At 31.0% G+C, this 13,163-nt stretch carries 14 protein-coding genes; 12 read left to right on the top strand and 2 right to left on the bottom strand.

Annotated elements, in window-relative coordinates:
- Window positions 1-141 precede the first annotated feature (141 nt).
- Entirely contained in the window at window positions 142-1,989 is a 1,848-nt protein-coding gene (locus ACZZ9T_RS11740; RefSeq protein ID WP_463442242.1) for a cytochrome-c peroxidase, read from the bottom strand.
- 144 nt (window positions 1,990-2,133) lie between these two features.
- Here ACZZ9T_RS11740 and ACZZ9T_RS11735 point away from each other — a divergent pair, with 144 nt between their 5' ends.
- Window positions 2,134-2,985, top strand: a complete 852-nt coding sequence (locus ACZZ9T_RS11735) for a nucleoside phosphorylase (RefSeq protein WP_463442241.1) — start codon at window positions 2,134-2,136, stop codon at window positions 2,983-2,985.
- Between the two features lie 46 nt (window positions 2,986-3,031).
- Here the strand turns inward: ACZZ9T_RS11735 and ACZZ9T_RS11730 are convergent, their stop codons facing one another.
- Complete coding sequence (locus ACZZ9T_RS11730) at window positions 3,032-3,889, bottom strand: hypothetical protein (RefSeq protein ID WP_463442240.1); 858 nt, start codon at window positions 3,887-3,889, stop codon at window positions 3,032-3,034.
- A gap of 131 nt (window positions 3,890-4,020) precedes the next feature.
- Here ACZZ9T_RS11730 and ACZZ9T_RS11725 point away from each other — a divergent pair, with 131 nt between their 5' ends.
- The 11 genes from ACZZ9T_RS11725 (at window position 4,021) to ACZZ9T_RS11675 (ending at window position 12,877) form a co-directional block, all read left to right on the top strand.
- Window positions 4,021-4,542, top strand: coding sequence for a hypothetical protein (locus ACZZ9T_RS11725; RefSeq protein WP_463442239.1), 522 nt, complete (start codon window positions 4,021-4,023; stop codon window positions 4,540-4,542).
- A 96-nt stretch (window positions 4,543-4,638) separates the two neighbouring features.
- Window positions 4,639-4,938 (top strand): hypothetical protein, encoded by a 300-nt coding sequence (locus ACZZ9T_RS11720; RefSeq protein WP_463432334.1) that lies wholly within the window; start codon window positions 4,639-4,641, stop codon window positions 4,936-4,938.
- A gap of 120 nt (window positions 4,939-5,058) precedes the next feature.
- On the top strand, window positions 5,059-5,868 hold the full coding sequence (locus ACZZ9T_RS11715; RefSeq protein WP_463442238.1) for an enoyl-ACP reductase FabI: 810 nt from the start codon (window positions 5,059-5,061) through the stop codon (window positions 5,866-5,868).
- A 263-nt stretch (window positions 5,869-6,131) separates the two neighbouring features.
- Window positions 6,132-6,365 carry a LysM peptidoglycan-binding domain-containing protein gene (locus ACZZ9T_RS11710; protein ID WP_463442237.1) on the top strand — a complete coding sequence of 78 codons (234 nt, stop codon included), beginning with the start codon at window positions 6,132-6,134 and terminating at the stop codon, window positions 6,363-6,365.
- 220 nt (window positions 6,366-6,585) lie between these two features.
- Complete coding sequence (locus ACZZ9T_RS11705) at window positions 6,586-7,188, top strand: hypothetical protein (RefSeq protein ID WP_463442236.1); 603 nt, start codon at window positions 6,586-6,588, stop codon at window positions 7,186-7,188.
- Between the two features lie 35 nt (window positions 7,189-7,223).
- A complete protein-coding gene (locus tag ACZZ9T_RS11700) occupies window positions 7,224-7,973 on the top strand; it encodes a DUF4280 and LysM peptidoglycan-binding domain-containing protein (RefSeq protein ID WP_463442235.1) in 750 nt (249 codons plus the stop codon).
- Between the two features lie 43 nt (window positions 7,974-8,016).
- A complete protein-coding gene (locus tag ACZZ9T_RS11695) occupies window positions 8,017-9,411 on the top strand; it encodes a hypothetical protein (protein WP_463442234.1) in 1,395 nt (464 codons plus the stop codon).
- Between the two features lie 95 nt (window positions 9,412-9,506).
- The gene (locus tag ACZZ9T_RS11690; RefSeq protein WP_463442233.1) at window positions 9,507-10,196 is read left to right on the top strand and encodes a hypothetical protein; all 690 of its coding nucleotides are present in this window, start codon (window positions 9,507-9,509) and stop codon (window positions 10,194-10,196) included.
- A complete protein-coding gene (locus ACZZ9T_RS11685; protein WP_463442232.1) occupies window positions 10,189-11,157 on the top strand; it encodes a tetratricopeptide repeat protein in 969 nt (322 codons plus the stop codon). Before ACZZ9T_RS11690 ends, ACZZ9T_RS11685 begins: the two co-directional genes overlap by 8 nt.
- The gene (locus ACZZ9T_RS11680) at window positions 11,141-11,830 is read left to right on the top strand and encodes a hypothetical protein (protein ID WP_463442231.1); all 690 of its coding nucleotides are present in this window, start codon (window positions 11,141-11,143) and stop codon (window positions 11,828-11,830) included. The genes ACZZ9T_RS11685 and ACZZ9T_RS11680 overlap by 17 nt, the downstream gene beginning before the upstream one ends.
- A 243-nt stretch (window positions 11,831-12,073) precedes the next feature.
- On the top strand, window positions 12,074-12,877 hold the full coding sequence (locus tag ACZZ9T_RS11675) for a DUF5991 domain-containing protein (protein ID WP_463442230.1): 804 nt from the start codon (window positions 12,074-12,076) through the stop codon (window positions 12,875-12,877).
- Window positions 12,878-13,163: the final 286 nt, after the last annotated feature.

The following is a 13,163-nucleotide window of genomic DNA, read 5'->3' as shown; positions in this document are numbered from 1 at the left end:
TTGCAAAACTATAAGATTGCGGTGAGCCCTCTGTTAAAAAGGTTTTAATTAAACCTTGCCGAATATTAATAAATCTCGAATCTAATGTTACGGGGATTAACTTATTGTTAAATATTTTGAAAAAGTGAATGCTGTTTTATTCTACTTACCTTTTGCTTTACTGATGTCGGTCAAAGAATTTAGAAATGCTATAATCTGTTTAATTTCTGCATCTGTTAAATTCAATTGATCGGCAGGTAATGTTTGATTATTTATTTTTAATCCCAAACCTTCTGCTCCGCCTTCATTGTAAAAATCCATCACCTCTTCTAAAGTTGTAAATGCGCCATTGTGGAAATAAGGTTTTGTTAAGGCAATATTTCTTACCGTCATGGTTTTGAATGAATTTTCATAAATCCATGAGTTTTCTTTTTTTACATTGCTTTTTATTCTTCCCTGATCAGAATCAATTTCCAAAGGAGAAATTGTAATAGGTTTTTTAGTAACTCCCAGGACTTCAGATTCATTTTCATTAAAAAACGGCGGAACCAATCCTGAAAAGTGAGGCGCAAAATGACAGGTCGCACAATTGGCTTTTCCCATAAAGAGATTAAATCCTTTTTTAGCATCGTCAGAAATTTCTTTCTCGTTTCTCATAAAACGGTCAAAATCACTATCGAAAGAATATAAAGATGCAACGTAAGAACTTAATGCCTTTGAAAAGCTTTGCTTATCGACCTCTCCGTTTTTAAATGCTTTTCTGAAAGCTTTTTTGTACTCAGGTTTGGTTTTTAATTTTTTAATGATGCTTTCGTAGCTTGTATTAAATTCCTCATTGTTGTAAATAACGTGTTCAGCTTGCTGTTCCAGATAGAAAGCTCGCATATCATAGAAAAATCTTTTGGCAAAAACTGCGTTATACAGCGATGGTGAATTTCTGAGAACCGTTTTTCCTTCTACATTGCTTAAAGATTTTGCTTTAAGATCCGTAAAAGCATTTTCCGGAAGATGACAGGATGCACAACTCATTTTTCCGTTTTCGCTGAGGTTCTGATCATAAAAAATCTCTTTCCCCAAAGCTCTAAGATCATCATTATCTTCTGAACCTTTTAAAATCGTATAAAAATAAGGATCTAAAAAATCACTGCTGAAAAAGTTTTTGTTAGCAACATTCCAACCCGAAAATTCTTTGAGATCATCTGAATTTCCGTCCCAGTTTCCTAATTCTTCATAGAGAGGCTGCAAATATTTTTTGTAAAATTCAATTCTGTCAAAGGTTTCAAAATCTTTATTTTTTGACAAATAATCTGTGCTTTCAGACAATAACTGATTCGCTTTTTGTGTGTGGTAATTTTTGAAATATAAGTCGTCCTGAATGTATTTTTTAATTCCATTAAGCGCAAAAGATGTTTCCTCGGAGATATTCAACGATCCGGGTGTATCAAAGCCTGTTAATCCTAAAGTATAAATTCTGATCAACTCAATCCTTAAAGGCAGCGTCTTATTATTTCCTTTGCTCAGGCCATTGGTTACTGAACTCAGGTAAAAATTATTGTAATTATTGTAAAGATAATCTGTGATTTCTATGATTTTATCTTTCTGCTCTGTGATTTCATCAGAAAAAATCAATTCATCCAAAACCTGCAAACCTTCCGGCGGAAGTGTGTAAGCAGAAGTTCCGGCAGCTTCAATTCTGAATAACGGAGCCGCATTGATGTGTGTTTTAGAAAATTCGGGATAATGATAAGCGATGAAAAATTCTATTTCCTTATAAGAATTTCTGGTATTTCTTAGTGATTTCTGAAGCTGTTCTGTATTGATTTTATCTTCTTTAAAGAGATAAACGTCTGTTTTTAACTTTTCAAGATGATTTTTAAAATTGAATAAACCCTGCTCTACGAAAGTTTTTTGGGTTTCTGATCCTTTATCAGTGGGATTGAATGACATTGCAACGATTCCGAAGAAAAATACAATGATAAGTATGGGAAAGAATCTTGTAAAATTTTTCATCTGCAAAACTATCACCTCAACGTTACCGCAGTTTTAACGAAAAATTAAATAATGTTTATATTTTGCTTCATTTAATTTTCGTTAATTTTAAATTCCTAAAAAGTAAATTACAGATTACAAAATCAAACGATACAAAAACATTTTATGCTAAATAAACTTACAGCTTCAGAGCTTATACTGAATGAAGACGGAAGCGTGTACCATTTAAATCTCTTACCGGAAGATATTGCCGAGAAAATAATCCTGGTGGGAGATCCCGATCGTGTACCGAAAGTCTCGAAATATTTTGACAAGATAGAAATTAAAAAAAATAAAAGAGAATTTTACACACACACCGGAACCTTGCGTGGCGAAAGAATTTCTGTAATGTCCACAGGAATCGGAACAGAGAATATTGATATTGTGATGAATGAGCTCGATGCTTTGGTGAATATTGATCTTCAGAAAAAAGAATTCAAAACCGAACACAAATCTCTGAAGCTTTTCAGAATGGGAACTTGCGGAAGTGTAAATCCTTATGTACAGGTAGATAATATGTTGGTTACGCAAAATGTCGTAGGTCTTGACGGACTGATGAATTTTTATCAGGATTACAGCTTTGAAAATGAATTTTCTAAGAATTTCTTAGAAAAATTTCCATACGAAAAAATCAAACCAATGCTTTATTTCTCCGAATGGTCAGAAGACTCAGGTGAAGTTTTTAAAGATGCAAAATACTTCGGAAATACAGCCACTTTCCCGGGTTTTTATGCGCCTCAGGGAAGAGAACTTCGCTTAAAAGCACTTGATGACCAATTTCTTGAAACTTTAAATGAACTCGGAATTACCAATTTTGAAATGGAAACTTCCGCCATTTATGCATTTTCAAAACTTTTGGGTCATCAGGCGATTACCGTCAACAATGTGATTGCCAACAGAAGACGGGGCGAATTTTCCACTAACCATCACCAGTCTGAGAAGAATTTGATTGAATGGGTTTTGGAGAGGGTGATTTAAAAATAAAAAAAGGATTTCAAAGTTTGAAATCCTTTTTTATTGCAATTTAATTCTGACAGTTTTTTTCATATTCTTTTACGATGCCTATATAAAATTGTGCTTCATAAAAAAATAATTTCTCACCTACATAATTTAACCTCTCTTCTTTACTCAGATCGAGTTCACGCGATTTTTTCTTTACTTCTTTTCTGTAACTGATAGCGTCTTCTCTTATTTTCTTTTCAAATTCCTTATCATTCATTTTTTTACGAAAATCTTCAAGGTATTTAGTAAACTCAGGACATTCTTTTCCTGCCGCTTTAAAAGCATTCACGAAATTATCATAGCTTCTTTTCGTATTAAAAAGTTTAATATCTAAAGGTGTTACAGCAAAATTTTCTTCATTATTTTTCAGATAAAATGTAGAATAGGCATACTCGCAGTTGATGAAATTTTTGTTTCCATTTAAAGGAGCACGAGACACATCCTGACAAATAAAATTTGCTTCACCATAAATACTGATTTTACCATCATAGACTTGCGGCATATAAAGTACCTGTTTGGTGTCTTTTAATACATTATTCCTGTCAAACATTCTTATTGAAAGACGTTCATAGGCTCCTATTTCGTCTTGGTTTTTGTCCAGAAATTTTAAAAATACAATATCCTTAGAATTTATTTTTTCTGTAGGTCCGTTTTCAGAGATTTTGTATTCAATCTTTACATTAGAATTTTGGTTTCCGCCAAAAACCTGTTTAAAATTGCTTAATCCGGGAAGAGTGATGCGCTTAAAAAGAACCTTCATTTTAGTTCCGTCACTTTTTGTAATTTCCACAGGAGCATATTCACTGTTTTTCTTATCTGTTTTTTGGGAATAAACTATTGTAGTAAAAGACAATAGAATTGCAGCAATATAATTTTTCATGGGCATTAATAAATTGGTTATTTTATTTTTTTACGAACATATAAAATTTATCTTTATTTTTAATAACAATTTTGATCATTTTAAGATTTATTTCTAAAGCTAATTTTGTCAAGATAATATAAATATACAATTTGGACAATCATTTTAAAATTGAAAAAACAGACCATACAATCTATCTGACAACAAGTGTAAAACCTAAGTTTTATGCTTACATACTATTGGTAATTACATTAGGAGTTCTCGTATTACCATTCATCTTTATCGGTTTTAGCTCTCCAGATTCAATCATGGTAAGTTTAACTGTTGTTATCCTATGGTTTTTATTTCCTCTTAAATATGCTTGGTGGAATGTATTCGGAACTGAAATACTAATCATCAATAATAAATCAATCAGTTATAAATATGATTTCGGATTTATACAAAGCCGACTTATATCTAAGCCATATAAAGATTTGACCATATATCTTCAAAATTTAATTATTACCGATGATAATTATTTTGGTAAAGTATATTTTTTTGAAGAAGACGATAAGACAGGTTTGAAAAAAGTTTTGCATCAAACCTCTATATATATTTCAAATGAACAATATGATCAATTGGTAGTGGAAATTTCAAAAATAGAGATATTAAACGAGTATATATATTTAAACTAGTAATAAAACATTATGAAAACTTTAACAACGCTTTTTTTTCTTTAGGAATAGTTCTTGTTTATTCTAAAATATATAACACTTAAATACTATATTATTATGGACAATCAAGATTATAACAAAGCAGAAAGAGCAGTTGACAACACTGAAGATTCATTAAGAAATACTGCAAGTGATGCAAAATGGAAAGTAAGTGATTTAGCTGACAGAGCAAGAGATTATATCAATGAAAAAAGAAATAATGACCAGGAAGCTACACAGGAAGACTGGCTAGACAGAGTGAAAGCTAATGCTTCAGATACTTGGGAAGACATTAAGGACGGAGCGAGCGATGCATGGGAAAAGACAAAAGATGCTGCTGAAGATGTGAAAGCAGAATGGAACAAGAAAACGAATTAGAAAATTCAGTCTTTTATATATATTCAAAAGAAAACGGAACCTTTTTATAAAGGCTCCGTTTTTTATTATGTTCTAAACACAATTATTCCTACATTTGTAAATATTAAACATTAAAAAATTATGTCATACGGTTTACTTAAAGGGAAGAAAGGAATTATTTTTGGAGCCCTTAATGAACAATCTATCGCATGGAAAGTTGCAGAAAGATGTCATGAAGAAGGTGCAGAATTTATATTATCTAACGCTCCTATCGCTTTGAGAATGGGAGAATTAAATGGTTTAGCAGAAAAAACAGGCTCTGAAGTAATAGGTGCAGATGCAACTTCTACAGAAGATCTTGGAAAGCTTTTGGATGCCGCAATAGCAAAATTTGGTAAAATAGATTTTATCCTTCACTCGATAGGGATGTCCGTAAATGTAAGAAAAGGGAAACATTATACAGAAATGAATTACGACTGGACAGAAAAAGGTTGGGATATCTCAGCAGTTTCTTTCCATAAAGTAATGCGCATGGCTTGGGAAAAAGACTGTATGAATGAGTGGGGAAGTATTTTAGCACTTACCTATATCGCAGCTCAAAGAACATTCCCTGATTATAATGATATGTCTGACAATAAAGCATATTTAGAAAGTATTGCAAGAACTTTCGGATACTATTGGGGAGAGAGAAAAGTACGTGTAAATACTGTTTCTCAGTCTCCTACTGTAACTACCGCAGGAAGCGGAGTGAAAGGTTTCGGAGGTTTCTTAGGATATGCTGAAGATATGTCCCCACTAGGAAATGCATCAGCTCTTGAGTGTGCAGATTATTGTGTAACGTTATTCTCAGACCTTACCAAGAAAGTAACCATGCAGAATCTATTCCACGACGGAGGATTTAGCAACACGGGTGTTACTCAAAAAGTTATCAGCAAATATGATCTTGAATAAATAATTAATACTGATTATTATTTTAAAATATAAACCCAAAGTGAAAATTCACTTTGGGTTTTTTATGTTCGGATGCCAAAGTATTTTAATTTTTTTTGAAAAACTAATTTTTATGTGATTTATTTTTCTATTTTTGAAAAGAAAACACAAACACATGAAACAAAATATTTTACAAAAGGTTAACCCTTTATCAGCCTCTCCTCTATCAGATTACTTCATGTATTCTATATGTAATTTCAATTTCATTTAAAAATTAATTCAAAATGAAATTATTCCTGCTACACCATATTGTAAAAAAAGGAGAAACATTGGAGCAGATCGCAGCCCTCTACAATGTTCCGAGTGTGGAAATACTGAAATATTACCATTATCAGCATATTCCCAAAAACAGCAATCATTTAGGTCATACCCTGTTTGAAGGACAGGAAATTTTCGTACCCGAGAGTCAGGATATCGAAGATATCTTAGCAGAACGGAAACAGGCTGCAGAAAAGTAGACGAGAACAATCCCATTTATTAATAAAGAATAGTGTTCTCCTTCCCGATTTCTCAGAAATTAACCAGACCTACACGGTTAAAATTACAGATCTCAATAACGGTAATATAGAAAATGAAACAGAATTTGATATTGGCATACACTATCTTGGAAAAGATGAACAGCAGTATATTTTCAGGTTGACTAAAAAAACAGTCTTCGTTAATGGAGAAATCCCTGATATGAAAACATATGAATTGGCAATGGACTGTTCTTCTGTACTCTCTACTGTAGAGCTAGGGATAGATAATAACGGAATAATAGAAAACATTTACAATTACAGACAAATTTTAAATACATGGAAAGAAAACAGACAGCGTCTTCTTCAAAAGTATAAGGATCAAAACTCACGTCAATATATTGATCAGGTGGATATGAGAATAGAAGACAGAGAATTATTGCTCAACGATCTGAATAAAGAGCTGTTTATACAATGTTACTTCTCCCCTTACTTTAAAACATTTTCTGATGGAAAATCAGAAAATACTTCCAGATTTTTACAATACCGGATTTTGTATAAAAACCGTTATGAAATCAACTTACAAGATAATATCCATATCAGTCAGTTCTCCCAATCCATTGATCCCAGAAACCAGGAAGAGATTATCCGTTATCTGAAAAATCTTTTGGAAGATTCTGAAGATCATGAATTGCCTGAGTCTGAAATATCTGCGAATTTTTACCTTGATCAACAAAATAGGTCTCTGCAGAAAGCAGATATAAAAATAGATTTATATCTCTATAACACTCAGGAAACAAAACAATTACAGATCGAAAGAAAATAAATTTACCCATTGAATGAACACAAAAAAATACACAAATGAAAGAATATGAAGTCAAAAAAGGTGACACCCTTTTTAATCTTGCCGAAAAACTGGGAGTGCCAAGTGCTTACGCCCTACAATCATTTCACAACTTCAAAGGTCCCATTGATAGAGGAATCGGACCCGATATTCAACCGGGAATGATTCTCACGATCCCCGAACCTCATGAAGTAGAAATCATAAATAAAAATATTGCTGAAGTGGAAAATAAAAATTCAGAAACTTCTTCCGGAAAATCTCCAGAGAATTCTGAACAGCAAGAAGAAGAAGAAGAAGAAGAAGAATCAAAAGAAAAAGCTGCGGGAGAACACGAAGGAAAACTTTTCGTTGCCCAAAAAGGAAAAGCCGTTTGTGATAAAGGAACACAGTTTCCACAGTTTAAAGTAAGCAGTCACAAAAAACACTATATCAATGATCAAGAAGGTACGGAAGATTATCTTGCGGTAACGGAAAATGACCTGCAGTTTAATCCTCCAACTGTTCCCTTCGGAAACTGCTCTGTAAAAAACGGACAGCCCTGCACTTTTGCCCCTGCCGGAAAATGGAAAAAGTTTTATGAAGGCGTAAAAATGATGGATCATGCCTTACTCACCGAGATCTCCGAACTGCAATGCTCCGTCGGCGGAAAAATAAAGGTGATGGACCACGGACAGAAAGCTCAGCTCAGCATACATAATTTCAGGAATGCCGATGCAAAAGTGCACAGTTATATTAATCCTTTGGTGGATCATGGAGGAGTTTATTGATGAGATGGACGGAGAACAATTTTATATTTAAAACTTACTGCTTATGTCACAATTAGTAATCATAGGAGATAAAAATCCAGAAACAGGAAAGGAAACAAAATATTCTCTTTCTCTTGCCGGTCTTGGTGGGTTATCCAATAACATCAGTATTTTTAATCCCATTTCAGAAATTCCACAATGGCAGATTCTCGTTCTGGAAAATGGAAAATGGCGCAAAACATCTGAAAATACCAAGCAGGGCGAAAGTGTATCTTATACCTTCAAACAAAGTAGTCTTTCCAGGCAAGGAATAAAAATTGTCGTTACAAAAGGAAACGACAGAGGAGAATTAATTATTAAAACAAAGAAAGCCGGACAAGCGAAAATTCTGAAAGTAGATCTTCTGGATGCGAATTATCATAAGGTCACAAAACCTTTGCACTATTTTGACACGCTGATTGCAAAAGCTCAGTGCACAGATATGGAAGGTGAAAAGCTTCATTTCACCCTTTGGGAAGATGATGCCTTAAAAGAGGGACACAACAAAATGAATGAGATCAATAAAATAAATCCGATCCCGATTTCTGCAACGGTAAAAAGAGGTAAGGCAGAGGCAAGGTTCAATATGGCTTTTTATACTCAGGCTTCAATGATTGCCAATATGCAATTAGCCAAAGGTGATAAAAGCGAAGGCAAAAACCATGAATATTACGTAACGGCAGATTATTACGGGAAACTTGAAGCCAGTAATAATGTAAATATTAAAGCAGCTTCTTCTTTGACACCGGTAAGTATGGAAGATATTCTAAAAAGGATAGAAGCAGATAAATTACAAAAACAGAAAGATACCCAAAAGCCAAAAGTAAACAAACGACCTACTCCACCGCCACCTGCGCCTAAAAAGGACACTTATAAAACTCCCGTAACTCCAAAGGCAAAAACTAAAGCTGCGGATCCAAAAGGGAAAATTATAGGTGTTGAATTTGTAGATTTTATGGGGAAACCTTATAAAAACATGAAGTTTGGAACAAATGTCATAGCCAAAATTGTTTCCAAAAACATGAAAGGAAAAACCATAAAACTGAACATATGGGAAGATGATATTTCTGATCAATTGGTTTATGAGCATAATTATATTTTAAGTGGCGATGAAAGCTATGCTACGCTTAATCTTACCAATGATATGCGAACAAAAGGTGATGATTTTAAAGAAGGCAGTGAACAGGAATATTTTTTAGAGATAGAATATGCGGGACAAAGTGTAGATTCTGAGGTGATTAATGTAAATGATTCTGCACCAAAGATTAAAGTGGAAAGTGGGGTGAGTACTTCGGGAGTTGGGAGAAAGAAGAGAGAAGAGAAAAAAGAGGAAAAAAAGTCTAATGAAAAATGTTCGTGTAATAATAATATCACAATAGAAGAATTAAAAAAATATTGCTCCTTATGCAAAAGTAACTAATATTGATAAATATTTTGATGGCTTTAATATAACTTTTAAAAAATTCAATATTAAAACTTGTCTGCAAAAGATACATTTTTTGTCACAAGTAATTCATGAATCAGGAAGTTTTCAGATATAATGTTGAACAAGGAAATTCTGAATATTTAGCGAAATATGGAGGGTGGCATGGAAGAGGATTAATACAGCTTACAACAAAACCAAATTATTTGGCATTTGAAAGAGCAATTGGAGATGATGTAACTTCTTCAACTTTAGCAAGAGATAAGGTGACAAAATCTCCATATGCAGTATATTCAGCTGGTTGGTTCTGGGATAAGCGTGCTATACTCAATACTCATGCTGAAAGTAATGATTTTATTTATATTACTTATAGGGTAAATGGTGGGTTTAATCATATAGATGATAGACTAGAAAATGTAAAAAGAGGTTTTAAAATATTATATTCAAACTGTGTTAATAATGATGGAAAAACGACAGAATATAAATTTAAAAGTAGTAAGGCTTATGAAGATAAAAAAGCATCATTTGCATGGGGGCTTTGGCATGATCCAAAATTTAGCAAAGACGGATGTAGAAAAAGTAAGCAACTAGCATTAGAAGGATATAAAAGATTCGTAGAAATGACTGCTGAAGCAGATTCAACAACTAATTATTATAGTATACAAAAGCTTATATATTTTTCAGATTTAGTGTATACAAAAACCGTAGCCGGAAAGGTTAAAAAATTTGTAAATATTAGAAAAGCATCGTTAAAAAGAATAAAAGAATTAGAAAATGAATAGATATATGATCTCTATGATTGTTCTTTTACAATTCATCTATTGTAAAAAGACAGAACCTCAAAAAGTTTTAAATTCAAACAATAAAGAAATATCCATACAGAATATTTCTCAAAAAAATATCACAGATACAATACATGGTTATTTTAACAACGATAATATAATAGACTATATTGAAATAAATACTAAACCGTTTGAGGAAAAAGAGCTTTGTATTTATTTAGGATCTGATCAAAACCAATTTAAAAAAATAAAATCAATCACAATTACTAATGACTATTTTAGCGAAGTTGAAAATCCTATTGAGAATTTTTTTGTCTCAAATGGTAAAGTTGGAGAAATAATAATTGGATCTTCTTGTTGTGGAAATTTTAAAACAACAGAAACATATAATTATAAATACTTAAATAATAATTGGTTTTTATATAAAACATTAGTTTCTACTGTCGACGATGATTTTATACCAATAATAAATCTGAATCTAAATGATTTATCTGAAAGTATTAACAGTGAAAAATTAGCAAATAATAAATTAGTTTATTCTAAAGAAATAGAGGATTCAAAATCTCAAAATCTCAATCTTTTCAATGAAAAACTTAATTTATTTAAAAAAAATTATCTCAATAAAACAATTAAAAACATAAATGGAATTGATCTAGATAGCATAACTGAATTATTATATTTTTTTCCTCTTCAAGAAAAAAACTTGAATAATTATAATGATTTAGCTTTTTATAACATGTATACAAAAGATGGTCCCATTGGTTCAATATTTTTGTTAAAAGAAATCGTCAATAAATTTCCAGATCGTGTAGTCTCTTATATCAATCTTGGGGATGCTTATTGGGAGTTCGATAATCAACAAAAAGCAAGAGAAGCATATCAAAAATATATTGATTTGATGAAAATTCAACACAAAGATTTAAATAAAATTCCTAAACATGTTTATGAAAGAATTAAATAAAATTTTAAAATCAAAAATTAAAAAAATATTTTTCTTTATAGTAAATATAGCAATTATTAATATTTCTTGTCAGAAAAAAAATATCAATAATAATTATTCAAAACCGACTATAGATACATTATATGAGCAACCTAAACTATTATATTTTGACGGCGATAATATAAAAGATAAAATAGCAATTTATGAAAAAAATAGTACTGAACTTTTAAACTTTGTACTTACTATTTATTTATCATCATTGAATAAAACTGTTGAAATACCTTTGTCAAATAACAGTATTTTATATAATAACATTGAAGCAGATTATTATTTAAGCGATCCTATCATCAAAAATAAAGTAATAGAAATTCGGGTGGAATATGCTGAACGACCAACAAAACCTAACATTTCTGGCGAGAAAAAAAATCTAATAGAAAATATTAAATTTAGATTCAATCCTAAAAATAAAAAAATACAAATAATTGGTTATGATTTAAGCTATTTAAAAGTCGATAGAAAAAAATATATAAAGTCATTTAATTTTATCACAGGAAAGTATTATGCTTCTTCCTATATAGATAATGATAAAAAAACTACATCTGGTTTGGCACTAGAACTTCAAGATATATATACAGAAAATTGGAATGCTAGTTTTTTGAATAAACTTATTCTATATGGAAGTGAAATTGAGTAAATTTTAAATTAAAAAATGAAAGATAAGCAAAGGTGATGATTTTAAAGAGGGCAGTGAACAGGAATATTTTTTAGAGATAGAATAGCGAAGAACATCTGCTGCTGCATTAAGAGGTAATCAAGTACATTTACATTTTGAAGTACGTACCACTAGAGAAAGAACAGGAGGAAGGGTCGATCCTTTTACTCACATTTCTGAACTAAATGAAGAAGTAATTAAAAATCCTAAAAAAGAAAATCAACCGTGATAAAGAATATAACTTATACATTTACTATTTCTCTTTTACTATTTACAGTTGGCTGTAAGGGACAAAAAGAAGAGAAAAAAGCAAGTAAAAATAGACTAGAAATTAGAAAAGATTCTAAAAAATTATCAAATGATATTTATATAGGTAAAGAATTTTTTTCAGGCGACGAAATAAATAATTATGACTTTATTAATACCAATAAGACTCCTAAAGATAGCATTTTTTATAGTATTTATCAAGATAAATATAGTAAAAGATATGTTTTTTCATTAGAAAAATTATTAAAAAATGACGATGTTGAGAAATATAAAATAATAGATACTCTTAATATTAAAAATAAAATATTAATAGATAAATTAAAAATAGAAAAACAAATATCTAACAATACACTTAATTTAATATATCAAAAAGAAATACTAAAGTCATGGAAATTTAATAACAAAAAATTCAAAAAAACATTTTGGCAAGGTAATTATTCAGTCAATATTGACTATGGGAAATTAGATGAATTTTCAGAAATGTCCATTAATTATGATATTGAAATTATAAACTATAAGTGTACATTTTCGGGATTAGGATATAAAACATTTTTCTCAGATCAATGTATTGTCGAAGAAAATAATAATAATCTTATATTAAAATATGAAAAAACAATTGCTGGAGATGAACTTTCAAATCATTCTACAATGGATACCCTTGGCATTTTAATATCAAAAAACAATAAATATTATATAAAAAGTCCAATCATAGCAGATAAAAATTGGAATTATAACGTAGAAATATTGCTTAAAAAAAATTAAAGTAAGAAGAATAATTTTATTTAGTGACCTCAGCAGACAAATCCCGAAACAGGAAAGGAAACAAAATATTCTCTTTCTCTTGCCGGTCTTGCTGGGTTATCCAATAACATCAGTGTTTTTAATCCTATTTCAGAAATTCCGCAATGGCAGATCTTCGTTCTGGAAAACGGAAAATGGCGCAAAACATCTGAAAATACCAAGCAGGGCGAAAGTGTATCTTATACCTTCAAACAAAGTAGTCTTTCCAGGCAAGGAATAAAAATTGTCGTTACAAAAGGAAACGACA

The sequence above is a fragment of the Chryseobacterium sp. AC417 genome, assembly GCF_979258215.1.
This window is presented reverse-complemented; position numbering and strand designations above follow the sequence as displayed.